The sequence below is a fragment of the Rahnella sp. R3(2024) genome, assembly GCF_042920125.1.
In the GTDB taxonomy this organism is placed as follows: Bacteria; Pseudomonadota; Gammaproteobacteria; order Enterobacterales; family Enterobacteriaceae; genus Rahnella; species Rahnella rivi.
The window spans coordinates 239,218-265,073 of the sequence record NZ_JBHGBU010000001.1; the positions used below are offsets into that span (position 1 = coordinate 239,218).

Annotated in this window: 28 protein-coding genes and 1 pseudogene; 11 read left to right on the forward strand and 18 right to left on the reverse strand. The window is 52.5% G+C overall.

Features of this window, described 5'->3' with window-relative positions; genetic code table 11:
* The first annotated feature begins 84 nt into the window (after window positions 1-84).
* The 8 genes from fliL (at window position 85) to ABSH60_RS01055 (ending at window position 5,753) form a co-directional block, all read left to right on the forward strand.
* Window positions 85-585: a flagellar basal body-associated protein FliL gene (fliL, locus tag ABSH60_RS01020; protein WP_056769878.1), complete on the forward strand. Its 501-nt coding sequence runs from the start codon at window positions 85-87 to the stop codon at window positions 583-585.
* Window positions 586-592: 7 nt separating this feature from the next.
* Window positions 593-1,609, forward strand: coding sequence for a flagellar motor switch protein FliM (gene fliM, locus ABSH60_RS01025; protein WP_056769874.1), 1,017 nt, complete (start codon window positions 593-595; stop codon window positions 1,607-1,609).
* On the forward strand, window positions 1,602-2,018 hold the full coding sequence (gene fliN, locus ABSH60_RS01030) for a flagellar motor switch protein FliN (protein WP_056769872.1): 417 nt from the start codon (window positions 1,602-1,604) through the stop codon (window positions 2,016-2,018). Before fliM ends, fliN begins: the two co-directional genes overlap by 8 nt.
* Window positions 2,018-2,449 (forward strand): flagellar biosynthetic protein FliO, encoded by a 432-nt coding sequence (fliO, locus tag ABSH60_RS01035; protein ID WP_390972325.1) that lies wholly within the window; start codon window positions 2,018-2,020, stop codon window positions 2,447-2,449. The genes fliN and fliO overlap by 1 nt, the downstream gene beginning before the upstream one ends.
* Window positions 2,446-3,225 carry a flagellar type III secretion system pore protein FliP gene (gene fliP, locus ABSH60_RS01040; RefSeq protein ID WP_056769869.1) on the forward strand — a complete coding sequence of 260 codons (780 nt, stop codon included), beginning with the start codon at window positions 2,446-2,448 and terminating at the stop codon, window positions 3,223-3,225. Before fliO ends, fliP begins: the two co-directional genes overlap by 4 nt.
* 113 nt (window positions 3,226-3,338) lie before the next feature.
* Window positions 3,339-3,608, forward strand: coding sequence for a flagellar biosynthesis protein FliQ (fliQ, locus tag ABSH60_RS01045; protein ID WP_056769862.1), 270 nt, complete (start codon window positions 3,339-3,341; stop codon window positions 3,606-3,608).
* Between the two features lie 3 nt (window positions 3,609-3,611).
* Window positions 3,612-4,400 (forward strand): flagellar biosynthetic protein FliR, encoded by a 789-nt coding sequence (gene fliR / locus ABSH60_RS01050; RefSeq protein ID WP_056769860.1) that lies wholly within the window; start codon window positions 3,612-3,614, stop codon window positions 4,398-4,400.
* A gap of 138 nt (window positions 4,401-4,538) precedes the next feature.
* Window positions 4,539-5,753: a hypothetical protein gene (locus ABSH60_RS01055; protein WP_390972328.1), complete on the forward strand. Its 1,215-nt coding sequence runs from the start codon at window positions 4,539-4,541 to the stop codon at window positions 5,751-5,753.
* A 74-nt stretch (window positions 5,754-5,827) separates the two neighbouring features.
* Here ABSH60_RS01055 and ABSH60_RS01060 read toward each other — a convergent pair whose 3' ends face one another.
* The 11 genes and pseudogenes from ABSH60_RS01060 to nfsA form a co-directional block, all read right to left on the reverse strand.
* Complete coding sequence (locus tag ABSH60_RS01060; RefSeq protein ID WP_390972330.1) at window positions 5,828-6,634, reverse strand: histidine phosphatase family protein; 807 nt, start codon at window positions 6,632-6,634, stop codon at window positions 5,828-5,830.
* 26 nt (window positions 6,635-6,660) lie between these two features.
* Window positions 6,661-7,956, reverse strand: a complete 1,296-nt coding sequence (locus ABSH60_RS01065; RefSeq protein WP_390972332.1) for an OprD family outer membrane porin — start codon at window positions 7,954-7,956, stop codon at window positions 6,661-6,663.
* 350 nt (window positions 7,957-8,306) lie between these two features.
* Window positions 8,307-9,464 (reverse strand): annotated as a pseudogene (gene rlmC / locus ABSH60_RS01070) (23S rRNA (uracil(747)-C(5))-methyltransferase RlmC); the annotation flags it as partial.
* 70 nt (window positions 9,465-9,534) lie between these two features.
* The gene (locus ABSH60_RS01075; RefSeq protein ID WP_056769846.1) at window positions 9,535-9,993 is read right to left on the reverse strand and encodes a YbjO family protein; all 459 of its coding nucleotides are present in this window, start codon (window positions 9,991-9,993) and stop codon (window positions 9,535-9,537) included.
* 73 nt (window positions 9,994-10,066) lie between these two features.
* A complete protein-coding gene (gene potI, locus ABSH60_RS01080; protein ID WP_056769843.1) occupies window positions 10,067-10,912 on the reverse strand; it encodes a putrescine ABC transporter permease PotI in 846 nt (281 codons plus the stop codon).
* Window positions 10,909-11,862, reverse strand: a complete 954-nt coding sequence (gene potH / locus ABSH60_RS01085; protein WP_056769840.1) for a putrescine ABC transporter permease PotH — start codon at window positions 11,860-11,862, stop codon at window positions 10,909-10,911. Before potH ends, potI begins: the two co-directional genes overlap by 4 nt.
* A gap of 12 nt (window positions 11,863-11,874) precedes the next feature.
* Window positions 11,875-13,008: a putrescine ABC transporter ATP-binding subunit PotG gene (gene potG, locus ABSH60_RS01090; RefSeq protein WP_056769838.1), complete on the reverse strand. Its 1,134-nt coding sequence runs from the start codon at window positions 13,006-13,008 to the stop codon at window positions 11,875-11,877.
* Window positions 13,009-13,174: 166 nt separating this feature from the next.
* Entirely contained in the window at window positions 13,175-14,284 is a 1,110-nt protein-coding gene (potF, locus tag ABSH60_RS01095) for a spermidine/putrescine ABC transporter substrate-binding protein PotF (protein WP_122095037.1), read from the reverse strand.
* A gap of 428 nt (window positions 14,285-14,712) precedes the next feature.
* Window positions 14,713-15,198, reverse strand: coding sequence for a YbjN domain-containing protein (locus ABSH60_RS01100; protein WP_056769832.1), 486 nt, complete (start codon window positions 15,196-15,198; stop codon window positions 14,713-14,715).
* Between the two features lie 143 nt (window positions 15,199-15,341).
* The gene (rimK, locus tag ABSH60_RS01105) at window positions 15,342-16,244 is read right to left on the reverse strand and encodes a 30S ribosomal protein S6--L-glutamate ligase (RefSeq protein ID WP_390972336.1); all 903 of its coding nucleotides are present in this window, start codon (window positions 16,242-16,244) and stop codon (window positions 15,342-15,344) included.
* 18 nt (window positions 16,245-16,262) lie between these two features.
* Window positions 16,263-16,985 carry an oxygen-insensitive NADPH nitroreductase gene (gene nfsA / locus ABSH60_RS01110; protein WP_390972338.1) on the reverse strand — a complete coding sequence of 241 codons (723 nt, stop codon included), beginning with the start codon at window positions 16,983-16,985 and terminating at the stop codon, window positions 16,263-16,265.
* A 281-nt stretch (window positions 16,986-17,266) separates the two neighbouring features.
* Between nfsA and ABSH60_RS01115 the strand changes: the two genes are divergently transcribed.
* On the forward strand, window positions 17,267-17,533 hold the full coding sequence (locus ABSH60_RS01115) for a GrxA family glutaredoxin (RefSeq protein ID WP_056769821.1): 267 nt from the start codon (window positions 17,267-17,269) through the stop codon (window positions 17,531-17,533).
* 99 nt (window positions 17,534-17,632) lie between these two features.
* On the opposite strand, the gene ybjM is transcribed toward ABSH60_RS01115, so the two are convergent.
* On the reverse strand, window positions 17,633-18,004 hold the full coding sequence (gene ybjM, locus ABSH60_RS01120; RefSeq protein WP_056769819.1) for an inner membrane protein YbjM: 372 nt from the start codon (window positions 18,002-18,004) through the stop codon (window positions 17,633-17,635).
* A 326-nt stretch (window positions 18,005-18,330) separates the two neighbouring features.
* On the opposite strand from ybjM, the gene ABSH60_RS01125 reads away from it, so the two are divergent.
* Complete coding sequence (locus ABSH60_RS01125) at window positions 18,331-20,013, forward strand: aspartate:alanine antiporter (RefSeq protein WP_056769816.1); 1,683 nt, start codon at window positions 18,331-18,333, stop codon at window positions 20,011-20,013.
* A 289-nt stretch (window positions 20,014-20,302) separates the two neighbouring features.
* Here the strand turns inward: ABSH60_RS01125 and ABSH60_RS01130 are convergent, their stop codons facing one another.
* From ABSH60_RS01130 to ABSH60_RS01150, 5 genes are all read right to left on the reverse strand, one after another.
* Window positions 20,303-20,524 carry a DUF6434 domain-containing protein gene (locus ABSH60_RS01130; protein ID WP_217203888.1) on the reverse strand — a complete coding sequence of 74 codons (222 nt, stop codon included), beginning with the start codon at window positions 20,522-20,524 and terminating at the stop codon, window positions 20,303-20,305.
* Between the two features lie 28 nt (window positions 20,525-20,552).
* Entirely contained in the window at window positions 20,553-20,954 is a 402-nt protein-coding gene (locus ABSH60_RS01135; RefSeq protein ID WP_238485149.1) for a bleomycin resistance protein, read from the reverse strand.
* A 137-nt stretch (window positions 20,955-21,091) separates the two neighbouring features.
* On the reverse strand, window positions 21,092-22,201 hold the full coding sequence (ompC, locus tag ABSH60_RS01140) for a porin OmpC (protein ID WP_122095019.1): 1,110 nt from the start codon (window positions 22,199-22,201) through the stop codon (window positions 21,092-21,094).
* A 600-nt stretch (window positions 22,202-22,801) separates the two neighbouring features.
* Window positions 22,802-23,089 carry a hypothetical protein gene (locus ABSH60_RS01145; protein ID WP_056769791.1) on the reverse strand — a complete coding sequence of 96 codons (288 nt, stop codon included), beginning with the start codon at window positions 23,087-23,089 and terminating at the stop codon, window positions 22,802-22,804.
* A complete protein-coding gene (locus ABSH60_RS01150) occupies window positions 23,082-23,597 on the reverse strand; it encodes a GNAT family N-acetyltransferase (protein ID WP_390972342.1) in 516 nt (171 codons plus the stop codon). The genes ABSH60_RS01145 and ABSH60_RS01150 overlap by 8 nt, the downstream gene beginning before the upstream one ends.
* Before the next feature lie 333 nt (window positions 23,598-23,930).
* On the opposite strand from ABSH60_RS01150, the gene ybjG reads away from it, so the two are divergent.
* Complete coding sequence (gene ybjG, locus ABSH60_RS01155; protein WP_056769790.1) at window positions 23,931-24,536, forward strand: undecaprenyl-diphosphate phosphatase; 606 nt, start codon at window positions 23,931-23,933, stop codon at window positions 24,534-24,536.
* A 72-nt stretch (window positions 24,537-24,608) separates the two neighbouring features.
* On the opposite strand, the gene ABSH60_RS01160 is transcribed toward ybjG, so the two are convergent.
* Window positions 24,609-25,820: a serine hydrolase gene (locus ABSH60_RS01160; protein WP_056769787.1), complete on the reverse strand. Its 1,212-nt coding sequence runs from the start codon at window positions 25,818-25,820 to the stop codon at window positions 24,609-24,611.
* Window positions 25,821-25,856: the final 36 nt, after the last annotated feature.

A 25,856-nucleotide genomic window follows, 5' to 3' on the forward strand; every position in this document is an offset into this window, starting at 1 on the left:
CGGGATAATCATTTTCAGAATTGATCCGGCAGGTTGGGCTTCCCTCAGCTTATCTGCCCATACTTACAGGAAATCGCCTCATCCATGTCTGACTCCGCTCTCTCGGCCTCGCGCAAAAAAAAGCGACCGCTTTTAATGATTCTGCTTTTACTGGTGGCCCTTGGTGCTTGTGGTGCGGCGGGTTACGCCTGGTGGATGTTGCACAAACAGCAGTCAGCACCGGGTTCGCAGACCGCTGAAGTGAAAAAAAATGAGCCGCCGGTGCCGCCAATTTTCCTGGCGCTGGACACCTTTACCGTCAACCTGCAAACGCCGGATAACGATCCTGACCGTGTGCTTTACATCGGCCTGACCCTGCGTCTGCCGGATGAAAAAAACCGCGCCATCCTGAATGAGTATCTGCCTGAAGTCCGCAGCCGCTTGCTGCTGTTACTTTCACGCCAGAAAACGTCGGATTTAGTCAGTGAAACCGGCAAGCAGCAACTGGTGCAGGAAATCAAACAAGTTCTGGACGTGCCACTGGTCAAAGGTCAGCCCCCACAGGCGATCAACGACGTGCTTTTCACTGCTTTCATACTGCGATAAACAAATTATGGGCGACAGCATTCTTTCACAGGCCGAGATCGACGCACTGCTCAACGGTGACAGCAGCGACAGCGCGGCTGAAACCACAAAAGCGAAAACGCTGGCGTCCGACGACGGCGTTAAACCTTTTGACCCCACGACTCAGCGCCGCGTTGTCCGCGAGCGTCTGCAGGCGCTGGAAATCATTAACGAGCGTTTTGCCCGTCATTTCCGTATGGGGCTATTTAACCTGTTGCGCCGCAGCCCGGACATCACCGTCGGGCCGATCAAAATTCAGCCTTATCACGATTTTGCCCGCAACCTGCCGGTACCGACCAACCTCAACCTGATCCACCTCAAACCCTTGCGCGGGACGGCCTTATTTGTGTTCGCCCCGAGCCTGGTGTTTATCGCGGTGGATAACCTGTTTGGCGGCGATGGCCGTTTCCCGACCAAAGTAGAAGGTCGTGAATTCACCCACACCGAACAGCGCGTGATTAAACGCATGCTGACGCTGGCGCTGGATGCTTATGAAGATGCCTGGAGCGGCGTTTACAAACTGAGCGTCGAGTACGTCCGTGCGGAATTGCAGATCAAATTCACCAACATCACCTCTTCCCCGAACGATATCGTGATCACGACGCCGTTCCACGTGGAAATCGGTGCGCTGAGCGGTGATTTCAACATCTGTATTCCCTTTAGCATGATTGAACCGATCCGTGAGTTGCTGACCAATCCGCCGGTCGAGAACTCCCGTCATGAAGAAAGCCAGTGGCGCGAAAATCTGGTGACCCAGGTTCAGCAGTCCGAACTGGAACTGGTGGCAAACTTCGTCGAAATCCCGCTGCGTTTATCTCAGATCCTGAAACTGCAACCGGGCGATGTGCTGCCGATTGAAAAGCCGGATCGCCTGATTGCCCACGTCGACGGCGTGCCGGTCCTGACCAGCAAATACGGCACCTTAAACGAACAATACGCTCTGCGCGTTGAACATTTGATCAACCCAATTTTAAATTCTCTAGATGAGGAACAGCCCCATGAGTGACACCAATAAACCGTCTGACGCCGGATCGGATAACGTTGACGATTTATGGGCTGATGCGTTTAACGAACAACAATCTGCGGGCAGCGCCAAAGCGTCAACCGAGGGTGTTTTCGCCGCGCTGGGCGCCCAGGAAGGAGCAGGCAGTTTGCAGGATATCGATATGATCCTCGATATTCCGGTCAAGCTGACCGTGGAGTTAGGCCGCACCAAGATGACCATTAAAGAGCTGCTGCGCCTGTCGCAGGGTTCCGTGGTTTCCCTTGACGGTCTGGCCGGTGAGCCGCTGGATATTCTGATCAACGGTTATCTGATTGCTCAGGGTGAAGTGGTGGTCGTGGCTGATAAATACGGCGTGCGCATCACCGATATCATCACGCCATCAGAACGTATGCGTCGTCTGAGCCGCTGATGAGCCAGACTGCCGCGACGGATTCCCCGTACCTTTCCGGGGCGGTGACGCCCGCCACTGCCCATGCCTCCGCGCCGGTGGTGCCCGCCAGTTCCGTGCTGACGCAAGTCAGCTCCGTGCTCGGCGGTATTCTGCTGCTGATTCTGTTTATCGGCTGGGTGGCGAAACGGACCGGTCTCGCACCGCAGGCAAAAAATAACAAGCTGCTGAAAATCACGTCCAGCTGTCAGGTCGGGCGCAGTGAAAAAGTGGTGATTGTGGAAGTGGACAATACCTGGCTGGTGCTGGGCGTGACCGCCCACAACATCACACCGCTGCATACCCTGAGCGCGCCACCGGCCGATATCACGTCGGGCGCTGCTGCCGACAAGCCCGCTGATTTCCGTCAGCTGATGCAAAAAATGTTGAAACGTCCGGGAAAGCAGGCATGACCTTCTTGAGTTCCGTAGTTAACGCTGTCCGTCAGCGTCCTGTTCGCTTGCTTACCCGTTGTCTGCCGCTGCTGCTGCTCGCCAGCCCCGCCGCGTTTGCGCAATTACCGGGCATCATCAGCCAGCAAATGGCGAACGGTGCGCAAAACTGGTCATTGCCGATCCAGACGCTGGTTTTCATCACCACGCTGACCCTGCTGCCCGCGATGCTGCTGATGTGTACCAGCTTTACCCGCATTATCATCGTGCTGGGTTTATTGCGAAACGCCCTCGGCACGCCGTCTGCACCGCCGAACCAGGTTCTGCTCGGCCTCGGGCTGTTTCTGACCTTCTTCGTCATGGCGCCGGTTTTCGACAAGATTTACACCGACGCTTATCAGCCGTTCACTGAAAACAAAATCAGCATGCAGGATGCCATGGATAAAGGCGCTCAGCCGTTGCGTGAATTCATGCTGCGCCAGACCCGTGAAAGTGACCTCGCGCTGTACGCCCGCCTCGCCAACCTGCCACCGCTGGCTGGCCCGGAAGCGGTGCCGATGCGTATTTTGTTACCGGCTTACGTCACCAGCGAACTGAAAACGGCTTTCCAGATTGGCTTCACGGTCTTTATCCCGTTCATGATTATCGATCTGGTGGTGGCCAGCGTGCTGATGGCGCTGGGGATGATGATGGTGCCGCCCGCCACTATCTCACTGCCCTTCAAACTGATGCTGTTCGTGCTGGTGGATGGCTGGCAGTTGCTGCTCGGATCGCTGGCGCAGAGTTTCTACAGTTAATTCATGCCGTTGCCTGATTTTATGGGCGTCAGCGTCGCCGTCAGTGCGGGCACTGCCGGCGTAAAAATGACACGTAAGCCCGCCCACGCAGGTTCACATTTAAAGAGAGATCTATGACTCCTGAATCGGTAATGGCGATTGGCAATGAAGCGATGAAAGTCGCACTTGCGGTCGCTGCCCCGCTGCTGCTGGCTGCGCTGGTCACCGGTCTTATCGTCAGCCTGTTGCAGGCGGCGACGCAAATCAACGAACAAACGCTGTCCTTCATTCCGAAGATCCTGGCGGTGGTGGCGACCATCGTCATCGCGGGTCCGTGGATGCTCAATCTGCTGCTTGATTACATGCGCACGCTGTTTTCCAGCCTGCCGTACATCATCGGTTAACCTATGGTTTCTTTTGACAGCACCCAGTTAGCCGGATGGCTGAGCATGTATTTCTGGCCGATGCTGCGCATTCTGGCGCTGATCAGCACCGCGCCGATCACCAGCGAAAAACAGGTGCCGAAAAAGGTTAAAATTGGCCTCGCGGCGATGATCACCTTTCTGATCGCCCCGGCTCTGCCGGTTGTCGACACCCCGATTTTCTCCACGCCTGCGCTGTGGCTGACCATGCAGCAAATCATGATTGGTACCGCGCTCGGCCTGACCATGCAGCTGGCGTTCGCCGCGATCCGCATGGCCGGTGAAATCATGGGCCTGCAAATGGGCATCTCCTTCGCCACGTTCTACGATCCCAGTAACCGCCTGAACTCTCCGCTGCTGGCACAATTTCTCAACCTGCTGGCGGTGCTGCTGTTTCTGAGTTTCAACGGTCATCTGTGGTTGATTTCCCTGCTGGCCGACAGTTTCCACACCTTGCCGATAAGCCCCAATCCGGTGAATGCTCAGGGCTTCATGGCAGTTGCACAGGCGGGCAGCATTGTGTTCAGCGGCGGCCTGATGCTCGCCCTGCCAATTGTCACCCTGCTGCTGACACTCAACATGGCGCTCGGCATACTCAACCGCGTGGCGCCGCAGCTTTCCGTTTTCGTCATCGGTTTCCCGCTGACACTCAGCATCGGTATTCTCTCCATCGGTATGATGATGCCGCTGCTTGCGCCATTCAGTGAGCATTTGTTCAGTGAAGTATTCGATAAACTGGTGTTAGTCATGAACCAGCTGGCGACCGGACGTTAATATGTCTCTCCCGATGTCCGCGGGTGCTGAGGGTGTATTTATAAAGATTTGCAGCGTATATTCATGTGCCGGGTCATTTCGTGCCCATGACTTACTTATTTAATTAAGATAAAAAGAAAATACAGGGATCAATTTTCTATGACGACTGAAATGGAATCTGAAGTCAAAAGAACAGCCGCCGGGCCACTGCTTTGCTTTATCATTATGATGTCTGCGGGCGTAGCTATCTTTGTTATGCCCGCAAGTTTCCTGATTGCTGTTCCTGCGTTAGTGTTATTTTCGATGGGTTATTTTATCTATTATTTGATCCATACCGGACAACATAAAAAAATCCTTTCCGGTATTATCATCAGTCTCGTTATTACGATCCTCGTCATGATGATCCCGGTCTTCGGATGGATCGCACTGTCGCTCTGGATTTTCTATAATATTTTAAGATCTCTTAAAACGATTAAAAACTTACTTCCTGGGGCCCTGTTCAGCGCCATCCTGTTTGCATTATTAGTCACTCCGGGGATTCATAATTTTAGCGCTTACTCACCTTCTGCACAGTTATCGCTCATTTGCTTCATCGCCTATACCTCACTGACCGTCATATATTGTCTGCGTCTCAACAGGCTTCGGCTGGATACGCAGACTACGCTGTTTAAATGCTCCATGATGTGGCTTTCTGCGCCGATGATTTTCTTGCTCGTCGTGTCGATTGTCGCGTCAGTGAGAACAGCTTTCAGGGCACAAACGTCAATCATTCAGTCAAAGATTAAAGTGCCGCAGCAAGTTTCCGGTTATATGCGCGGAAATACTGCCGTCCAGGGTTACACGCGCAATATTACGCAGACCATTACGACCACATCCACCACGTTGCTGCCGGGAAGCGGGGCTGTGGCAGCATCAGCTGCACGATCGCTCGGTGATACCACCTCGACCGAAGGACTTAGCAGAGATCCCTGGCATATGAATGATGTCACCTCAACCGATAAAGCCCTGCATTTTTACCGTGATGATGAGATGGACACGCTTAAGCTCGGTAAATTTTTAACGTCCCTGAATGCCAGCATTAAAATGCCGCTCCTCAGAGCAGAAGACGTATTATTTTACTTTGATGATACGGTGTTTGGCAGTGGCGCTCGTGGCGTTGTTATTACCCGGAGTGAAATGATTTGTGACTTAGGAAAAGCATACAAATGTTTCCGTCTTGAATTAAGCGATATAAAAGCCCTGTCGATAAGTGGTAGCCTGAATAAGACCATTAAAATTTTGACGCATCATTCAGCACAGCATCAGTTTACCCTGACTCAGTCCAATAAAGGCGCTGAAAAACTTTTCTATGTGTTGAACACGCTGATCCCATAATCGAAATAAGCGCAACAGAGTCCTCCCTGTTGCGCTTATTTTATCTGACGTTACATCAGGCAAACGGTTTCAACCTAATTCCCTTTCCCTTTCTCCACGTAATGCATGTCCCCGATTTTACCGACCGTAAACTTACCGTCTTTATACTTGATCACCGTGACGCTGGCGTTCTGTAATGGCGCACGCAGGTTTTCTTCAGGCGTCATCCCTTCGAGCATCGCCAGAATCGCCATGCCGTGAGAGACGATCAGCACATTGCCGCCGCCCTGTGCGCTGACTTTGCGGGCGATATCTGTCAGTGCGGCCTGCATACGCTGATGGACCTGCGCCGCGTTTTCGGTGGTGTGCGACGGATCAACCTCAGCCAGCGTATTCATCATGGTTTTCAGCGTCACCTGACCGTTATTCAGCGCCTGCGTCAGGGCAGCGAAATCTTTATAGCCGAGTTTTTTCGCCACCGGCTCCCACATCAGTAATTCATGTTCCCCTTCAAACGGGCCGAAGAAGGTTTCACGCAGGCGCTGATCTTCGCTGACCGGCAGGGGTTGCCCGGCTGAGGCTAAGGCAATTTTTGCCGTCTGCCGCGCGCGGCCAGCATCACTGGAAAAGGCAGCGGTAAAGTGAATGTCTTTCAGGCCGCGGCCAAGTTGTTCTGCCACTTCCACCCCGGCGGAGGTCAGCGGCGTGTCTGACCAGCCCTGCGCCCGGTGCGCGGCGTTGAACAAGGTTTTACCATGACGGGTAACGTAAAAAGTCACTTCTCCCTTTTCACCGGCGGCCTGAACCCCAGGCGTCGCCGCCGACACCGTTACGCTGCTCAGGAACAGCGGCAGGCTGAAAGCCAATAAAGAGAACAGCGTTTTCGTTAAGCTATTTTTCATAACAGCATCCTTATCATTGAGGTTAATTAAAAGATTTTGAATTTGTAGTCCAGACGGAATTCCGCCGCAAAACTGTCGGTATCTTTAATATTGCCGTGGTGATCGACAATCGGCGCGGTGCCTTTATGTTCATACGTCCGGCCAGGACCAATCAGGACGAAGAGAGACAAATCTTTCAGCTTTTTCGATGCCGGTTTCCAGACGGAATACAGGTTGAATTCCCCCTCCTGCACCGACTGCCCCTGATAATCGAAGAAACCGTAGTGGGTATTAATGCCGACTAACACCTCCGGAGTGAGGTTGTAACCGACGTCCAGCGACAGCACTTTTTCTTCGTCACGCATGTAATCGAGCCCCGCAGTGGTCATCGAGTTAAAGGTGCCGCGTGAATTTTTGCTCATGTGCCTCGGATACATGCCGATACCGCCGTCTTTATTGGCCTCGGTATAAGCCAGCCCGCCTTTGGTGACCCAGCCGTTGTGTTTCCAGGTCACGTCGGTGGCGTAGTGATTCGCACGGGTGTCGAAATCTTTTTTGCTGTTCGCCATGCTGTTCCATTTATCCAGCCCTTCGGTCATGTATATCTGCACGCCATAAGACAGCGCTTTATTTTGTGTTATTTTCAGCTCGAGGCCATTTCTGCGCAGATAATCTTCACTCTCGCCATAGAAATACAGCGCGGTCAGATTGTCGGTTTTGACCTGAATATCACCGGTATAAATGGCGTTTATCGACTTTGAATCGCTGGTCTGAAAATCCACTTTATCCGGTGAGTCACGGTTTGATGATCGGGTGACGTAACCCAGACGTAACCGGTAGGCGTCGTAGGTAATATCCCCGCTCCAGCCCTGATACGTATTAGGCGCAGCACGCATCGATGTGGTTAATACGCCCAGTTTAAGCAGTTTCCAGCCGCCGTAGAGATTGGCATCCACTCCGCCTTCAGATAATTTTGCCTTGCCATAAATCTGACCGAGTTTATTGAAACCTTTCGCCTTACCCTCATCGTTATACAAAATACCTCTCGACGCGAAATTATCGGCGGCGGCGAGTTTGATTACGCCATAATAAGAGGCATCAACACCGATAACGTCGGAGAGATATCCCGACGTGTAATCCAGTGACAGCCCCTGCCCCCATGCCGAGTGAACGTAGCGTTTATCCGTTTCGCCTTCATTCAGGTATTTCCAGATATTGTGCGTACCGAATTCCAGCGAACTTTTTTTGATAAAATCCGTTTCTGCAATATCGTCGATCCCGGCACATGCCAGTGCGGGAACACAGAGAAGCCCTAATGCCAGTGCCCGTGCGTGCTTTTCCATAGCCTGTTTTTCCATTGCGTCATAACCCGAGGTAGAGTGATTTTTCTGGGTGCATTTATGACAGGCAAAAAAAAACCTGAACAGAAATCCCCCGAGGCGCGCGAGATTTCAGTTCAGGTTTTGCCTGCTGATGCAGTAACAATCCGGAGGCAAACATAGCGGGTTTACGAAACTAAAAACATGAAGACAATCCGCTTTTACGGATTAAAAAAAGGATTTGTGAACTCAGTCATGATTATTCCCCCCGCGTTAAATCAATAACCTCTCTGCCGGTAACACGGAAGTAACCGATATATTTATACGTTCTTTTACCAGGGGCCGGGAATAACACCTGACGCTGTCAGCGTTAATTACCGTGGAGCGTCATGGCGAATTAATAACGCCATCACTTCATAGTGCGCGGTGTGCGGGAACATGTCGAAAAGCTGGACGCGCGCGATGCGGTATTCCGGCAGCAGCGCCAGATCTTTCGCCATCGTCTGCGCATTGCAGCTGGAGTAAAGCACGGTGGATGGCGCCATGCGGCTCAGATAATCACACAAGGTTTTACCGATACCGCGACGCGGCGGGTTCACCAGCACCAGATCGGGCACCTCGCCCTTTCCGGTGGCGAAACCGGTGGAATCGAGCGCCTGAAACTCAACGTTTTGCAGCCCCAGCCGCGCCGCCGATTCTTTCGCGCAGGAAATGGCTTCAGCGCTGATTTCAATACCGGTCAGTTTCATCTGCGGCGTCGCGCAGTGCAGCCCGAAACCGCCCACACCGCAGAATAAATCCCACATGCTGGCGATATTACCGCGCTCGCGCACCCAGTCGCGCGCCGTGGCATAGAGTTTTTCGGCCACCTGCGGATTGGTCTGGAAGAAACTTTGCGGGCGGATAAACAGCGGCACCTGGTTGAAATCCTCTTCCAGCCGCTGAACGTCGGTCAGCGCAATTTCCGTGTCGCCTTCGAGAATAGCCATGTGCACCGGCTGAAGATTGGCAGATATCACTTTCAGCTGCGGCAGTTGCTGTTGCAGCCAAGGCAGTGCGGCCCGCAGTTGCGCCAGTTTGGTGTCCGAGCGCAGAACAAAACGCAGCATCATGCCGCCGTCTTTCCGGCTTTCTGTCAGTAACAGGAATTTCAGTTCGCCGCGCTTACGGGCGACGTTATACGGCGTCAGCCCGGCGCGGGCGATAAAGGTTTTGAGAACGGAAAACACCGCCGGAAAACTGGCCGGATAAAGGGGGCAATCGCATAAATCGACCGGCGTGCCGTCGCGGTGCAGCATGCCCAGCAGCGGTCGTTCAACGCTGCCGCTGACTACCATTTTGGCTTTATTTCGAAAAGCGCGCTCTTCGCCGGTCACCGGTTCACACCATTCGCCCACCGGCAGCCCGCTCAGCAGATCGTGCAGATCTTGCTGTTTGTCAGCCAGCTGGCGGGAATAGGGTTTGTCGAGCCACTGGCAGGAACGGCAGGTTCCTGCGGTGTAGAGTGCGCAATGCATGAAAGAAGTCCGGTCATCAGATGCTGAAAAAAACTGGCGCGCAGTGTACCACCACGCGGCCCGAAAGGCTCACTGGCAGCCGGACTTATTTATTTTCAGCCTTACGTCTGGAAAAGTAGCGACGGCTGCTGGCAGGCAGAAAGAGCAACAACAGGATCGCCATATCGGGGATTTTTTGCTCCAGCAGCGCTAACAAGAATTCGCCCTGCGTTTCAACGTTAAAACGAAAGATACGTGGCCCGAACCAGTCAAATGACGCCAGCAACATATAGCTGACCACGATGGCCTGACAGCCGATAAACGCCCAGCGCCCCCAGCGGCGTGCACGCATCATGGCGTAAGCGGCACGGCATTCCACCAGAATAATCACCAGGCTGGCGAGCATGATGAAGCAATTGAGCCAGGATTCGGCGCTGACTTCGATAAAACTCATCAGCCCTGAAAAGCCCATGGCATCGAGTAACAGTATGAATTCCAGGCAGCGCGTCGCCACAATGGCCGACGCGCCTATCATTACCGGAACGGGGATAAAAGAGAGTCTCATACTTCCTTGTTGTTTCCTTTTCTTATGGTATTCAACTGCTAATCCCCTGAATCATGGGTGTTGCGTCAAGGCGTTAACCTCGTGCAGCGCGCTGGATCTCCTTCACTCTCTGCTTTTCAGCCCGCGACATAAACCACCAGGCAATCATGCCGATGATGCCAACCACCAGCAGGATCAGCGTCGCCAGTGCGTTGATTTCAGGGTTGACGCCCATGCGCACGCTGGCAAAGACCAGCATCGGCAAGGTGGTCGCGCCCGGCCCGGCGACGAAACTGGCGATCACCAGATCGTCGAGCGACAGCGTAAACGCCAGCAGCCAGCCGGAAATCAGCGCCGGAAGGATCATCGGCAAGGTGATGATGAAAAACACCTTCAGCGGCGTTGCCCCTAAATCCATCGCGGCTTCTTCGATTGAGCGGTCCAGCTCGCGCAAGCGCGCAGACACCACCACGGCGACGTAAGCGCTACAAAACGTCACGTGCGCCAGCCAGATGGTGAACATGCCGCGCTCGGCGGGCCAGCCAAAGGCGTGCCCCATCGCCACAAACAGCAGCAGCAGCGCCAGCCCGGTGATCACATCCGGCATAACCAGCGGTGCGGTCAGCATAAAAGCAAAGCCGGTCGAACCGCGAAAACGCCTGAAACGCACCATCACCACCGCCGCCAGTGTGCCGACAATCACCGCCATCGTGGCCGCTGCCGTGGCAATCGTCAGGCTCATGCCCACGGCGTTGATCATCGCGGTGTCATGGAAAAGCTGAGTATACCAGCGGGTAGACCAGCCCGCCCAGACCGTCACGAGCTTGGAGCTGTTGAACGAGTAAATAACCAGCATCAGCATCGGTGCGTACAAAAACGTAAAGCCGATGATCAGAATAAGAATTCGCCACGGCGAACGGACAACCGGTAACTTATTCATTCTTTGTCTCCCAGCTCTTTGTTTTGATATTTGTGGAACCACAGGATCGGCATGATCAGCAGTAACAGCATGATCACCGCCACCGCAGAGGCCACCGGCCAGTCGCGGTTATTAAAGAATTCCTGCCACAAAATGCGGCCGATCATGATGCTGTCCGGCCCGCCAAGCAGTTCAGGGATCACGTACTCACCGACCGCCGGGATAAACACCAACATCGAACCGGCAATAATCCCGCCCTTGGTCAGCGGCATGATCACTTTAAAGAAGGTTTTCAGCGGACGCGCCCCCAGATCCAGCGACGCTTCCACCAGCGAGTAATCCATGCGGGTCAGCGCCGTGTATATCGGCAACACCATAAACGGCAGATAGGAATACACAATGCCGATGTACACCGCCAGATTGGTGTGCAGGATCACCAGCGGCTGATCGATAACGTGCAGCCACATCAGCACATTGTTCAGCACGCCGTTGTCTTTGAGAATGCCCATCCAGGCATACACGCGGATCAGGAACGACGTCCATGAGGGCAGGATCACCAGCAACAGCAGAATGTTGCGCGTCGAGACTTTACTGTGCGCCACCGCCCACGCCAGCGGGTAACCAATCACCAGACATAGCGCCGTGGACACCGCCGCGACCTGAATGGATTGCAGATAAGCTTCGATATACAGCGGATCGTCGGTAAGCGAAATGTAATTGCCGATGTTGAGCGCGATATCCAGCATACCGTCCGAAAAGGTCACCAGATCGGTATACGGCGGAATGGCGCGCGCCATTTCGGCAAAACTGATTTTAAAGACAATCAGAAACGGCAGTAAAAACAGCAGCAGGAACCACACCAGCGGCAGCAGGATCACCAGCTTGCGGCCATGACGCTGTTGCAGACGGCCCATCAGCGCGTTAAAGCCACCCGGAGGTTTACTGACCGGTTGTTCAGAGATTACAGACATATTCAGCCCCTCTTAAACGGTCAGCACGACGCAGCTGTCGGCTTCCCAGCACAGGCGCACTTCATCGCCCCAGGTTGGCATGCCTTTGCGGAAACGGTGGCCGTTCTGCAACTGCGCGGTAATCATCTGTCCGCTGTGTAATCTGACGTGATAAATCGACAGATCCCCCAGATACGCGATGTTCACCACTTCGCCGACCGCAAAGTTGCTGCCATCTTCCGGCACCTCTTCACAGAGCATGATTTTTTCAGGACGCAGCGCCACATACACCGGCACACCGTCGGTCACCGACACATCCACGTCCACTTTCAGCGGATGCACCAACCCCGGAGAGGTCAGGATCAACGCATCGTCCAGACGCTCTTTCAGTACGCCTTCGAACACGTTGACCGAGCCGATAAACTCCGCGCTGAAACGGCTGGTCGGGTGCTCATAAATCTCTTCCGGCTCGCCGATTTGCACGAACTTACCGCGGTTCATGATGGCGATTCGCCCGGCCATGGTCATGGCTTCTTCCTGATCGTGCGTGACCATGACGCAGGTCGCGCCCACGCGCTCAAGAATATCCACCACTTCCAGCTGCATCCGGTCGCGCAATTTTTTATCCAGCGCGCCCATCGGTTCATCGAGCAGTAATAATTTCGGACGCTTCGCCAGGCTGCGGGCCAGTGCCACGCGCTGACGCTGACCGCCGGAAAGCTGATGCGGCTTACGTTTGGCGAATTCCTGCATGTGCACCAGCGTCAGCATTTCTGCCACACGGCTTTTGATTTCCGCCGAGGGTAATTTGTCCTGCTTGAGCCCGAACGCAATGTTTTGTTCCACGGTCATGTGCGGGAACAATGCGTACGACTGGAACATCATGTTGATCGGTCGCTGATAAGGCGGCACCTGCGAGAGATCCACGCCATCCAGGACAATCTGACCCTGCGTCGGCTGCTCGAAACCGGCCAGCATGCGCAGCAGCGTCGATTTGCCACAGCCGGAAGCGCCCAGCAGAGCAAAAATCTCGCCTTTATAGATGGTCAGACTGACATCATCCACAGCGGCCTGGCCGTCAAAAGACTTGGTTAAATTGCGGATCTCCAGTAAAGGCGTGAAACCTTTCTGGGACTTAGGCTGCGGGCGGGGAATAGCGTCGTTCACTCAGAGAAATCTCCGGTATCAGGATAAAGCAGATTCAAATAAGCATAACAGTCAGGGGAAAAAGTGCCTGACCGCTATGCCCAAACTAGGGCCGGAAGCAAAACGTCAGCGGCCCCGCCATGAACAGGCGGAGCCGCTGAGAAGTCTTCCTGACTTTTAAACGGTATTATTTGCCCGTCTTAACCTTTGTCCATGATCTTGTGATCACGCGGTCAATCTTCGGATCCTGAACTTTCAGGCTGAAGAGTTTGGCCTGCACATCCGCTGGCGGATAAATGCCTGGGTTATTACGCACATCTTCGTTGACCAGCGGCGTGGCCGCTTTGTTGCCACTCGCGTAATACACGGTGTTACTGATTTGCGCGATGACTTTCGGCTCCATCAGGTAGTTGAGGAACTGATAGGCTTCATCGAGATTTTTCGCATCCGCAGGGATTGCAAACACGTCAAAGAAGGCCAGCGCCCCCTCTTTCGGAATGCTGTACGCCACGTTCACGCCATTTTTAGCCTCTTTCGCGCGGTTAGACGCCTGCATCACATCGCCAGCCCAGCCAATCGCCACACAAATGTCGCCGTTCGCCAGATCGTTAATGTATTGAGAAGAGTGGAAATAACGGATGTTAGGACGCAATTTCAGCAACAGATCGTTCGCCGCACCGGTGTAATCAGAGGCTTTGGTGCTGTTCGGATCCAGATGCAGGTAATTGAGCACCGTGGCATAAATTTCTGCCGGGGCGTCTAAGAAGGAGACACCGCAGCTTTTCAGCTTCTCTAAGTTTTCTGGTTTGAGCACCAGATCCCAGCTGTCCACCGGCGCATCTTTACCCAGCACCGCTTTTACTTTTTCGACGTTATAACCGATACCGGTGGTCGCCCACAGGTAAGGAATCGCGTACTTGTTACCCGGATCGTGTTGCGCGACCATTTTCAACAAGTCTGGATCGAGGTTTTTATAGTTAGGCAGTTTGCTTTTATCCAGCGGCTGGAACACGCCCGCCGTCAGCTGGCGCTCAAGGAAACTGGCTGAAGGCACCACTAAATCAAAACCGGTGCTGCCTGCCATCAGTTTGCCTTCCAGCACTTCGTTGGAATCAAACACGTCGTAAACCACTTTAATGCCGGTTTCCTTCTGGAAATCAGGCACGGTGTTTGGCGCGATATAATCGGACCAGTTATAGATATGCAGCGTTTTCTCTTCCGCAGACGCTGTGACGGACGCGGCCATTACCAGACCGGCGACAACACCCGATAACCACTTTTTACGCAGGGTGAACATCCGTTACTACCTCCAAGCCAGGGGAATATGTCATTGAATTTGCATCACTGAAATGGATACAAAACCCTTCACTACCAAGCCAACTGCCGGGCACGAAAATATGCATAGGCATTCAATGTTGGCGAATACGCTGCCTGCGAATTAACCGTTTGGTTTTACGACGTAATCACGCTTGATGCAGAGTCAGAAGCATAGCGCCTGCAACCCGCGTGTACCAGCCTCCTGAGACAAAACCGGCGTTTATCGATTAATTATGCAAATTTGATGTACAGCGTCTGGCATTTTAGCCATTAACAAAGTGAAATATAGGGCAACATCGGGTAAACAGCAGCATAACTTATCGCGAAAGCGAATAAAGGCAGCGGAGCCGTGGTTGTTACGGCTCGCAGGAAAGGATCTTTAAAGGAGAGAAAAAATTAAAAAAGGGATCAGTGCAGTAACGGCAGATTGACCGACGTGGCAGGTGCGCCGTCTTCTTCTTCATCACCGATAAACAGCAAGTCATTGGCATGAGCTTCGAGAATGATCATCGACATCTGCTCTTCTGCCTGTTGCAGGAAGAAGGAGAACTGCTCATGGGTCACGCCTACTGCGATAGTCAGCGACTGACAAACAATCAGCTTCGGTAAATTATCGTCCTGAATATCCACGAAGGCTTTGATGGTCAGCGAGCTGGCATTGATCGAGCTTAAATCAGCCACCAGCGGGATCAGCGCCGTCGGCTTCACTTCGGCCAGCGCCGAGAACAAAATCACGTTGTCCACAATGTCGAGCTTGGCATCAAAAATGCCATCGAAATTCTGCATATGCGGCAGATGGAGAGCCTGACAGGAATCACACTCGAAAAAAGAAATGCCCAGCTGATCAAGCCAGCGCCGCAACAGCGCTAAATCAGGGACGATGAGCGAATCCATAGAATGCCTCACGAGTTCAACAACGAAAATAACCCCTTCCGTAATGCGCAGGGCCTTACGAAGGGGCGATAGCTTACGGAATTATGCCGGCCAGCGCTACGATCAAAACCGCCTTGATCAACATTAGGCCGATCAATTGAGAATTAGCCGCCGGATTTTAAGCGAAAACCCGGTTTCGCACGCTGTTCGATGTAATCGATCATCATCCCGGCGATGTCCAGACCGGTGGTCGTCTCGATACCTTCCAGCCCCGGTGATGCGTTGACTTCCATCACCAGCGGCCCGCGATGTGCCCGCAGAATATCCACCCCTGCGATATCCAGCCCCAGCGTCTGCGCGGCTTTCACCGCAATGTCTTTCTCCTGCGGGGTAATTTTGACTTTTTTCGCCGTGCCGCCGCGATGAAGATTGGAACGGAAATCACCCGGTTTGGCCTGACGCTCAATGGCCGCAACCACGCGCTTTCCTACGACCAGACAACGAATGTCCCGCCCTTCTGCTTCGCGGATATATTCCTGCACCAGAATATGCGCATTCAGCCCGCGAAACGCGTCAATCACGCTTTCTGCTGCCTGACGGGTTTCCGCCAGCACCACGCCGATCCCCTGCGTGCCTTCCACCAGTTTCACCACCAGCGGCGCGCCGCCGACCAGCGCGATGAGATCTGAGGTGTCGTCCGGCGCATTGGCAAAGCCGGTAATCGGCAGATCAATGCCTTCGCGCGCGAGGATCTGCATTGAGCGCAATTTGTCGCGCGCCCGGGTGATCGCCACCGATTCATTGAGCGGAAAACTGCCGAGCATTTCAAACTGGCGCAGCACGGCGGTGCCGTAGAACGTGATCGCCGAGCCGATGCGCGGGATCACGGCCTGGTAAATATCGAGCTGCCGTCCGCGATAATGCACACTGGGCGCGGCGGGATTAATGTTCATATAACAAGACAAAGGATCGATGATGTCGATCTCATGCCCCCTGCTCTGCGCAGCTTCCCGCAGGCGTTTGCACGAATACAAAGACCCGTCACGGGAAAGAATAGCAATCTTCATCCGACACTCCGTCGCCGTTTAGCGCGTTGCCCAACCTTGCTTATGCAATGCGTCCAGCATAAACGGACGCTGTTCCTTTTTCAGGGTACGAACGATCAAATCACTCCAGGTATCACGGCGTGCATTGCTGTCACGCTGCAAATAATACTGACTCAGCGCTTCGTCATATTCCGCCAGCACCTCTTTGTTCAGCGGCTGATAGCTGTTTTCATGCACCAGCATAGACTGCGGCATACGTGGCTTCACCTGATGATCCTGCGCCGGAGTACCGATGCAAAAACCAAACAGCGGCATGACAAATTTAGGCAATTTCAGCAGCGCCACAACGTCTTCAACCTGATTACGAATGCCGCCGATAAACACGCCGCCCAGCCCAAGTGACTCAGCCGCCGTCATCGCATTTTGCGCCATCAGCGCGGTATCCACACACCCCAGCAGCAATTGCTCGGCAAGGCCGAGCTCAGCCTGCGGATTGATTTGCTGGTTACGGTTGAAATCAGCGCAGAACACCCAAAATTCAGCAGCGCTGGCAACGTATTTCTGACCGCCGGTATAATCCACCAGCTTTTCACGAAGTACCGGATCGGTGATACGAATAATTGAAGAGCACTGCAAAAAGCTGGATGTCGATGCACCCTGTGCCGCCGCAATGATGGCTTCACGCTGTTCATCTGACACAGGCTGATCGGTAAAAGCACGGATGGAACGGTGGGAACGCAGGAGATCGATAGTCGGTGTCATGAAAAATCCTTGGACTGAAAAATAATATACATCAGCGCTCAATGATTGATGCTGCGCACGCCCTTTGCAAGTCTGGCGGCATCAATTGCTTTAACAATATGCTGTCGTAAAAAATGGCTTTCTGTTCATTTGGATAGGTCAAAGGTATCGGACTGACAGGTAATTCCTGCTTTTTTTTATGGTTTGCAACAGGCATAGTAGCGACATCAAAAAGGTGATGTAGTTAACAAAACGAATCGTTTCCTTTTCATTCATTTTTAAAATCAAACAAAGGAGTCTCCATGTTTGCAGTAATTTTCGGGCGTCCTGGCTGTCCTTATTGTGTCCGTGCAAAAGAGTTGGCTGAAAAACTGACTGAAGAACGTGATGATTTCAACTTCCGCTACATCGATATCCATGCAGAAGGCATCACCAAAGCCGACCTGGAAAAAACTGTTGGCAAACCGGTTGAAACGGTTCCACAGATCTTCCTTGACCAGCAACACATTGGCGGCTTCACTGATTTCGAAGCTTATGCGAAAGAGCATCTGGCATTGTTCAGCAACTGATCCGGCGTTAACAGACGGTCAGTCAAAAAAAATAAGATGACACACAGCATAAAGGCGCTCACTGAGCGCCTTTTCTTTTGGCTTTTACTTATCGCCCGTTCAGGAATGTCTGAACTGGCGGTAAGCTGTCATCAGCAAATGGATCAGCATCGCACCCAGCACGCACCAGAAAATGGCGCTGGTGGCATAAGCCAGCTCCTGCACCGGCGGGCGTATGCGGGGGAAGAACGCCCAGCGCAGCAGAAAACATAAAGGTATAGAAGTCAGTCCGCCGACAAAAGACGAGAATATCGGCGACTCCCTGGCGATCATTGCCGTTAACATGCCGGGCAGCAAAAATAAAAGCAGACCGTATTCAGGACCAGGCCCGGTGTTTCTGACCACGATCCAGCTGTTTTTTAAAGAAATAAAAATCACGATAAAACAGAGACAACACAGAACCGGGGCTCTGACCTTGCGCCAAAGTGCCATTTTACTTCCTCCATAAAGTTGGCGAGTTTTCACAGGCTTTGATGAATTGCATTTGATGCGGTTTTTACCTGACAGAGCCTTCTGGCTCACTTCCCTGACGCGCCACGCAATCCCGCGTAACACAAATTAGGCGTTTACATCATTTTATCCGGGCTTTTCTCTGGCTGAAGAGACGTTCTATGATTAAAATGACGCCCGAACCCTGCTTTTCCCCGTCGTCTGCACTGTGCATACGCGGAGTAAACACGCAGGAATGTTCTCTTTCTGAATTTATCCTTTACATTCTCCCATATCAAGAATTTGTTGGTAAACAATAAGTTATCCTTGTGAATATAAACGTCGCTAGTTTGTTAAACGGGAATTACATCCTGTTATTATTTGTAGTTTTGGCGCTCGGTCTGTGCCTTGGAAAAGTGCGTCTGGGCTCCGTTCAGCTGGGAAATTCTATTGGCGTATTAGTGGTTTCCCTGCTTTTAGGCCAGCAGCATTTCAGCATTAACACCGAAGCGCTCAATCTTGGTTTTATGCTGTTTATTTTCTGCGTGGGCGTCGAAGCCGGACCCAACTTTTTTTCGATTTTCTTTCGCGACGGCAAAAATTATTTCATGCTGGCGCTGGTAATGGTCGGCACCGCGATGCTGCTTGCGCTCGGCCTTGGACGGTTGTTTGGCTGGGACATCGGCCTTACCGCCGGTATGCTCGCCGGCTCCATGACCTCCACGCCGGTGCTGGTGGGTGCGGGAGACACGCTGCGCAATACCATGGGCGGCAACAAAATGCTCGGCCCGGAACTCGACAATCTGAGCCTTGGCTATGCACTGACCTATCTCATCGGGCTGGTCAGCCTGATTTTCGGCGCACGTTATCTGCCAAAACTGCAACATCAGGATTTACCGACCAGCGCGCAGCAAATCGCCCGCGAACGCGGTCTGGATACTGACAGCAAACGCAAAGTGTATTTACCGGTAATCCGTGCCTATCGCGTCGGGCAGGAGCTGGTGGCCTGGGCGGATGGCAAAAATCTGCGTGAACTGGGGATCTACCGCCAGACCGGTTGCTACATCGAGCGTATCCGTCGTAACGGGATTTTGGCGACACCTGACGGCGACGCGGTATTGCAGGTCGGCGATGAAATCTCACTGGTCGGCTACCCTGACGCGCATTCCCGGCTCGATCCGAGTTTCAGAAACGGCAAAGAAGTCTTCGACCGCGATCTGCTGGATATGCGCATCGTGACTGAAGAAGTGGTGGTGAAAAATAACCACGCGGTCGGTAAACGCCTCAGTCAGCTCAATCTGACCGATCAGGGCTGTTTCCTGAACCGCGTCATCCGCAGCCAGATAGAAATGCCGATCGACGACAGCATTGTGCTTAACAAGGGCGACGTGTTGCAGGTCAGCGGCGATGCGCGCCGTGTGAAGAGCGTGGCAGACCGCATCGGGTTTATCTCGGTACACAGTCAGGTCACGGATTTGCTGGCCTTCTGTGCATTCTTTATTGTCGGCCTGATGATTGGCCTGATCACTTTCCAGTTTAAGAACTTCACCTTCGGTATCGGTAACGCGGCAGGTCTGCTGTTCGCCGGGATCCTGCTCGGCTTCCTGCGCGCCAACCACCCGACTTTCGGCTACATCCCGCAGGGTGCGCTGAACATGGTGAAAGAGTTTGGCCTGATGGTGTTTATGGCAGGCGTCGGCCTGAGCGCAGGCGCGGGCATCAACAACGGTCTGGGGGCTATCGGCGGGCAGATGCTGGTTTCGGGGCTGATCGTCAGCCTGGTACCGGTGATTATCTGCTTTATCTTTGGTGCGTATGTTCTGCGCATGAACCGCGCCTTGCTGTTCGGCGCAATCATGGGGGCGCGAACCTGCGCGCCTGCGATGGAAATCATCAGCGACACCGCCCGCAGCAACATTCCTGCACTGGGTTACGCCGGAACCTATGCTATCGCTAACGTATTACTGACGCTGGCCGGGACACTGATTGTCATCATCTGGCCGGGAGCGTGACGTAAGTTATTGATGCGTAATGTGGAAAAATAAAATCAATAATTTTTTTAAAATTTTGCCACATGAAACGAACTTTTATAGTGGGAAGCAGTCTTAATTAGTGCCACTGCTTTTCTTTGAAGTCCCCAAATTTGGAGAGCCCGTCAATCCCGCCTCGTTAGGTTCAAGATTGATGGGTTTTTTCTTTTCTCCTTTAAAATCATTCATTAACCATCAGATAACGCCCTGCTTCGTTGCCCTGGGACAGGAAAACTTCGCCCTGAAAAATGCCGCATTTCATCTTTTTCCGTCAGCCGTTCTTTGGCTCACCATGTCGCCGCGTCCATTCATCCGCCACGTCACCCAGGCTTTTGGGTGTGTCATTACGGATCCACGCCATGAAATCCCGATCAAAGGTAAAATCCTCACCGCATTCCTTTTTTAGAAAGCGTCTGACATTTTGGGTGTTCTTATAGCTCTCATTCACGCGAGTCTGACGCGTTAATGGCTCACTGTGCCAGTCAAATACCATGCTTGTCTCCTGCGGGAGTTGCCCCCTCTCAATTCTCGATCACCCTGATAAGCGAACCGTCGATATCAATCATTACGCCCATTTTCATGCCCCATGACTGGGTTTCTGGCAGATGAACGCACGGGCGTGAATGAGGATCTTCGCCAATACCGGCAGCCTTAAAGGCTGCAAACATTTCATCGACATTATCCACACGCAGGCAGCAACTGAACCAGCTGGTTTGTGGATCAAGATCGGTATGCAGGAAAAACTCCAGCGTGATGCCGCCGCGAACCATGATAAGCCAGCTGTCATCGACGTAGGTCGTGGTAAAACCCACACTGCCGTAGAATTGTTGGGTGTGTTCGAAGTTACGGGAAGGAAGATTGGGTGTCGCGTGATCGGTCATGGCGGCCTCGGCTAATGACAGGTTTATCAAAGGATAAGCCATGATGCCTCAGGTCGCGCGGGAATTAAACGCTTAAGAGAAACGCTGAATGCCATAAAACAAAAAACCCTTCCCGACCGGGAAGGGAATCAGACACAGCAGACTAACAGGCCCGAATTAAATCTGGGCAAAAGGGTTTATCAGAACTGATAAACCAAACCTACCGCCACAATGTCATCGGTGTTGATGCCAGCGTTGCGGGTAAAGCGGGTGTCATCCATCAGGTTGATTTTGTAATCAACGTAAGTGAGCATATTTTTGTTGAAGAAGTAAGACGCGCCGACATCAACATATTTGGTCAGGTTCTGGTTGCCATAACCCTGGATGTCTTTGGCGTGAGACTGCACGTATGCCAGGGACGGACGCAGACCGAAATCAAACTGGTACTGTGCAACGGCTTCGAAGTTCTGCGCTTTGTCTGCATAACCGTAAGCGGTGCTGCCTGCTTTACCGAAACGGTTGGCGTTGTAGCTCTGGGTGTACATCGCTGCCAGGTAAACGTTGTTGGCATCGTATTTCAGGCCGCCGCTGTAAGCCGTAGCTTTATCGCCGTCACCGAGGATCGCCGGGTTGTTACGGCCATTTTGTTCGTTGGTACGGTCTGACGCCATCATTGCTGCAGCAGCACTGAAGCCTTCGCCCAGATCATAGGTCACGGACATGCCGTAGCCGTCGCCGTTTTGTGCCAGTACGTCACGGCCATTGTTGGTTTCAGTCGCGCTGCCGTTTTTACCCTGATATTGCACTGCAACATCCAGGCCATCGACCAGGCCGAAGAAGTTCTGGTTACGGTAAGTCAGCACACCGTTCGCACGCTGGAACATGAAGTTGTCTGCGCCGTAGGTATCGCCACCGAATTCTGGCAGAACGTCAGTCCATGCTGCGACGTCATACATCACGCCGTAGTTGCGGCCATAATCCAGTGAACCAAACTCGGCGAATTTCAGACCCGCGAAGCCGACACGTGTGTAGTTATTAGCATCTTCGCTTTCTGCTTTGTTCAGTGCAGCCTGATATTCCCACTGGCCGTAACCGGTCAGTTCGTTGTTAATTTGTGTCTCACCACGCAGACCAAAACGCATATAAGACTGGTCACCGTCTGAGCCATTATCGCTGGAGAAATAGTGCAGGCCATCAATTTTGCCGTAGAGGTCAAGTTTGTTGCCGTCTTTATTATAAATCTCTGCAGCGCCTGCAGTGCCGGCCATCATCAGAGCGGGAACAACCAGAGAAAGTACGCGTAATTTCATCATCAATATCCTTGATTAATTTATAAACTATAATTTTTGCCATCGGGCAGTATTAATTACTCGCTACTGTGAAGATTTATATCTTCTTCAGGTCCTGAGCAGATGGACGTCAAATTAAACGAGGATAAGTTCCGTTGCAACCAGAAAATATTTGAAATAAATTCCGTTTAGGAATGATTTAAAAATATAACGACTGACCTCAATGTTATTAACATCGGCTGTTATATGAGTGCATATTTTATATAAGACTTTTCCAAACCACCCATTAAAACACTTTACTATCAGTAATATACAACAAAATAAGCCTATCTTTTTTATTATTACATTTTGCAAACACCTGGCGGAATAAATGCTAATTATCTTAATCAGATTATTATTATCTGCCACAAGTATTGTCAGGCAACTTATTAGAAGTGTAAGTTTTTGTATAGATCCGGGGCTGACCTTAACGTTATTATTGCGATTCAAACTAAAATAATTTACCAAAATGAATACAGTGAACCGGTGAAATAATCATTATTCACTTTCAACGCCAGGGTTACGGAATTAAAAAAACCACCTTGCCGGTGGTTTTTTAGACTCTTTCTGCCCTGTCAGAGATTACATAATACGAACGAGGTGCTTATCTTTGCCGCCTAAACGTCCGTCAGTCTGATTCCATTCTTTTTCATACGCCTGATAGGCAAATACAAAAGCCTGATGTCCGTCTTCAAAATTCTGATCGGGACGTTTGTGCCAGCCAGAATAAGCGTCGTAGCGTAAAATTTCATACACGCCTTCCACCGGACGAATAAGGTAGGTGTAATGCTCACAAAACTCCGGCGCATAGGGAATATCTTCCCCTGCTTCCAGAGTGATGAACAGACCGCCGAGACGTAACTTAATCATTGATTTCCTTTTTCATGATCCACAACCGGGTGGTTTGCGTGGCGGTCACATAGGTATTCTCCGTCACCTGATGCATCCCCTGACGCTGATAAAACCCGATAGCGGGCAGATTGCTTTGCAATACATCCAGCCACAATACCGGCTGCCGGTGCGCTCTGGCAGCGGCTTCTGCCGCGGCAAAAAGCTGGCTACCGAGTCCCCGCGAACGGCTGTCCGGGGTGAAATAGAGTTTGCAGAGTTTCGCTCCCCGGCCTTCTGCCTGATCCAGCGGCTGATCGAAATGCAGTTTCGCAAAACCTGCAACGACGCCCTTTTCCACCGCCATAAGCCAGCAGTGGCCGGGGTCGTCTAAACTGCCCAGCATCTCTTCATCGCCAAAATCCTGCACCAGAAAGGCTTCCAGCTCGTCGCTATTGTGCCACAAACTGCCGAAATAGTGGCGGTACGTCTCCCTGCCCAGCTTCTGCAGGGTGATTAAATCCTCAATACCCGCCTGGCGGATCTCCATCAGGTTACTCTCCCTTATCTGCTTGTCTGTATGCGGTTCACGCGAAAATTGACGGGCAATAAGGCGTATTTTTATAGGAGTCATTCCCATGACGCAAAACATTTACGTTTGTCAGGGTTTCCGGCCTGCTTAAGGTTTCATTAAGTTCCCGCTCATAGAATCACCGGCATCGGGAAACTATACGGCACGTCAATGAGTTTGATATTCAGACGATCCCCCCTATATCTTCACGGCAGCATAAACTATCGTGGAACCCACTTTTAGATGTGTTGTCAGTGATTTACTGGCACATTTTTAGGGCTTTTTTGGCCTTTTTTTGATGAGGGTATGTTTATGGAGCAGTTGAACCATCTGCTTTTTTTATGGATTAACGCCACGCCGGCTTCGCCGGAAGCACTGATTAAACTGGCAATATTTCTGGCGGATGATCTGATTATGATCGTCCCTCTGTTGATTATAGGTTTGTGGCTGTGGGGGCATCGCGAGCATATCGGTCAGCAACGTGAGCTGGTCAGCAAAACCGCCATTGCGCTGTTGTTCGCTATGTCGACGGCCAAGGCGCTGTCTGAACTCTTCCCGCACGCGCGCCCGTTTGTTGAAGGGTTTGGCTATAATTTCCTGCATCACTCCCCTGACGACTCTTTCCCGAGCGATCACGGGACGGCGATCTTCACCTTCGCGCTGGCCTTCCTGTTCTGGCATCGTCTCTGGTCCGGCGCGTTGCTGATGGTCACGGCGGTCAGCATCGCCTGGTCACGGGTGTATCTGGGCGTGCACTGGCCGCTGGATATGCTCGGTGGATTCCTGGTCGGCATGCTCGGCTGCCTGTTCTCACAGCTGGTCTGGAATCTGTTCGGCGAGCAGATTAACGCGCTGATGTGTAAAATTTACCGTTTCGGCTTTGCCTTCCCGATCCGCAAAGGCTGGGTACGCGGCTGACAGACAAATCCTGTTCGACGGACAAAAAAAGCGAGGCCACGTGAGCCTCGCTTTTTTATTGCGCTACGGTCATTACTTACCGAAAACGCTGCTGTACAGTCCGCTGATTTTCATCATCACGAAGTCCCAGATGCGGCTGAAGAAACCGCCTTCTTTCACTTCCTGCAAAGCAACCAGCGGGTGCTGATCGATGACTTTTCCGTCCAGACTGAAATCAACCGTTCCGACCACCTGGTTTTTCGCCAGCGGCGCTTCGAGCTGAGGCGTGGTCAGGTGGAAGCTGGCTTTCAGGTTTTTCAGCTGGCCCTTCGGCATGGTCAGTGACGCATTCTCCGCGACGCCCAGCGGCACCATTTTTTCATCACCGAACCAGACGCGCTGGCTGGTAAAGGCATCACCGGCTTTGATCGGCGTCAGCGTTTCATAAAAACGGAACCCCCAGGTCAGCAGGCTTTCACTTTCATTGAAGCGGATACGGTCGCTCGGCGCGCCCATCACCACGGCAATCAGGCGCATCCCGTTAGCGTCACTCGCCGAAGACACCAGATTATAGCCCGCGCCGGAGGTGTAACCGGTTTTGATACCGTCCACGTTCAGGTTGGTGCTCCACAGCAGGCGGTTACGGTTAATCTGCTTGATGTGATTGAAGGTGAATTCTTTTTCTTTATGCAGCGCATATTCTTCCGGCGTATCCCGGATCAGCGCCTGCGAAAGCAGCGCCATGTCGGTGGCCGACGTGTATTGCCCGTCAGCATCCAGCCCGTGCACCGTTTTGAAATGGGTATTTTGCAGTTTCAGCTGCTCGGCGTACCGGTTCATCAGGTTAACGAAGGAATCCTGACTGCCCGCCACGTAATCCGCCAGCGCGATGCTGGCGTCGTTACCGGACTGGATCACAATGCCTTTATTCAGTTCTGAAACCGGCACGCGGTCACCCGGTTTCAGAAACATCAGGGAAGAGCCGCGCAACACCGGATTACCGGTCGCCCAGGCATCGTTACCGACGGAAACCAGATCGTCTGATTTGATTTTTCCGGATTTAATCGCCTGCCCGACCACATAACTGACCATGATTTTACTCAGGCTTGCCGGGTCGAGACGTGCGTCAGGATTAGACTGTGCGAGGATCTTCCCGCTGTTGTAATCCATCAGCACCCAGGATTTTGCATTGACCTGAGGGGCTACCGGGGCGGTGTCCGCCTGAGCGGCGGGAAGCGCCAGCAGCATTACTCCACCGCCCAGCGCGTAAATGAAAGTCCGTTTGAATTGGGAAGAAATTGTCATAGGTATCAGGGCTTTTGTCCGGGTAACTGAAATTTA

Excerpts from the sequence above, each read along its gene's own strand:
- nfsA (WP_390972338.1), bottom strand. The coding sequence starts at position 16,985 with ATGACACCGACTATCGATCTCCTGCGTTCCCACCGTTCCATCCGTGCT.
- potI (WP_056769843.1), bottom strand. The coding sequence starts at position 10,912 with ATGAATAAGTTACCGGTTGTCCGTTCGCCGTGGCGAATTCTTATTCTG.
- potF (WP_122095037.1), bottom strand. The coding sequence starts at position 14,284 with ATGTTCACCCTGCGTAAAAAGTGGTTATCGGGTGTTGTCGCCGGTCTG.
- ABSH60_RS01075 (WP_056769846.1), bottom strand. The coding sequence starts at position 9,993 with ATGAGACTCTCTTTTATCCCCGTTCCGGTAATGATAGGCGCGTCGGCC.
- fliN (WP_056769872.1), top strand. The coding sequence starts at position 1,602 with ATGAGTGACACCAATAAACCGTCTGACGCCGGATCGGATAACGTTGAC.
- ABSH60_RS01060 (WP_390972330.1), bottom strand. The coding sequence starts at position 6,634 with ATGAAAAATAGCTTAACGAAAACGCTGTTCTCTTTATTGGCTTTCAGC.
- ABSH60_RS01150 (WP_390972342.1), bottom strand. The coding sequence starts at position 23,597 with ATGGAGATCCGCCAGGCGGGTATTGAGGATTTAATCACCCTGCAGAAG.
- ABSH60_RS01130 (WP_217203888.1), bottom strand. The coding sequence starts at position 20,524 with ATGGTATTTGACTGGCACAGTGAGCCATTAACGCGTCAGACTCGCGTG.
- fliO (WP_390972325.1), top strand. The coding sequence starts at position 2,018 with ATGAGCCAGACTGCCGCGACGGATTCCCCGTACCTTTCCGGGGCGGTG.
- fliM (WP_056769874.1), top strand. The coding sequence starts at position 593 with ATGGGCGACAGCATTCTTTCACAGGCCGAGATCGACGCACTGCTCAAC.
- ABSH60_RS01065 (WP_390972332.1), bottom strand. The coding sequence starts at position 7,956 with ATGGAAAAGCACGCACGGGCACTGGCATTAGGGCTTCTCTGTGTTCCC.
- fliR (WP_056769860.1), top strand. The coding sequence starts at position 3,612 with ATGGTTTCTTTTGACAGCACCCAGTTAGCCGGATGGCTGAGCATGTAT.
- ompC (WP_122095019.1), bottom strand. The coding sequence starts at position 22,201 with ATGAAATTACGCGTACTTTCTCTGGTTGTTCCCGCTCTGATGATGGCC.
- fliL (WP_056769878.1), top strand. The coding sequence starts at position 85 with ATGTCTGACTCCGCTCTCTCGGCCTCGCGCAAAAAAAAGCGACCGCTT.
- potH (WP_056769840.1), bottom strand. The coding sequence starts at position 11,862 with ATGTCTGTAATCTCTGAACAACCGGTCAGTAAACCTCCGGGTGGCTTT.
- rimK (WP_390972336.1), bottom strand. The coding sequence starts at position 16,244 with ATGAAGATTGCTATTCTTTCCCGTGACGGGTCTTTGTATTCGTGCAAA.
- ABSH60_RS01055 (WP_390972328.1), top strand. The coding sequence starts at position 4,539 with ATGACGACTGAAATGGAATCTGAAGTCAAAAGAACAGCCGCCGGGCCA.
- ABSH60_RS01115 (WP_056769821.1), top strand. The coding sequence starts at position 17,267 with ATGTTTGCAGTAATTTTCGGGCGTCCTGGCTGTCCTTATTGTGTCCGT.
- ybjG (WP_056769790.1), top strand. The coding sequence starts at position 23,931 with ATGGAGCAGTTGAACCATCTGCTTTTTTTATGGATTAACGCCACGCCG.
- ABSH60_RS01135 (WP_238485149.1), bottom strand. The coding sequence starts at position 20,954 with ATGGCTTATCCTTTGATAAACCTGTCATTAGCCGAGGCCGCCATGACC.
- ybjM (WP_056769819.1), bottom strand. The coding sequence starts at position 18,004 with ATGGCACTTTGGCGCAAGGTCAGAGCCCCGGTTCTGTGTTGTCTCTGT.
- ABSH60_RS01160 (WP_056769787.1), bottom strand. The coding sequence starts at position 25,820 with ATGACAATTTCTTCCCAATTCAAACGGACTTTCATTTACGCGCTGGGC.
- ABSH60_RS01145 (WP_056769791.1), bottom strand. The coding sequence starts at position 23,089 with ATGATTAAGTTACGTCTCGGCGGTCTGTTCATCACTCTGGAAGCAGGG.
- fliP (WP_056769869.1), top strand. The coding sequence starts at position 2,446 with ATGACCTTCTTGAGTTCCGTAGTTAACGCTGTCCGTCAGCGTCCTGTT.
- fliQ (WP_056769862.1), top strand. The coding sequence starts at position 3,339 with ATGACTCCTGAATCGGTAATGGCGATTGGCAATGAAGCGATGAAAGTC.
- ABSH60_RS01100 (WP_056769832.1), bottom strand. The coding sequence starts at position 15,198 with ATGGATTCGCTCATCGTCCCTGATTTAGCGCTGTTGCGGCGCTGGCTT.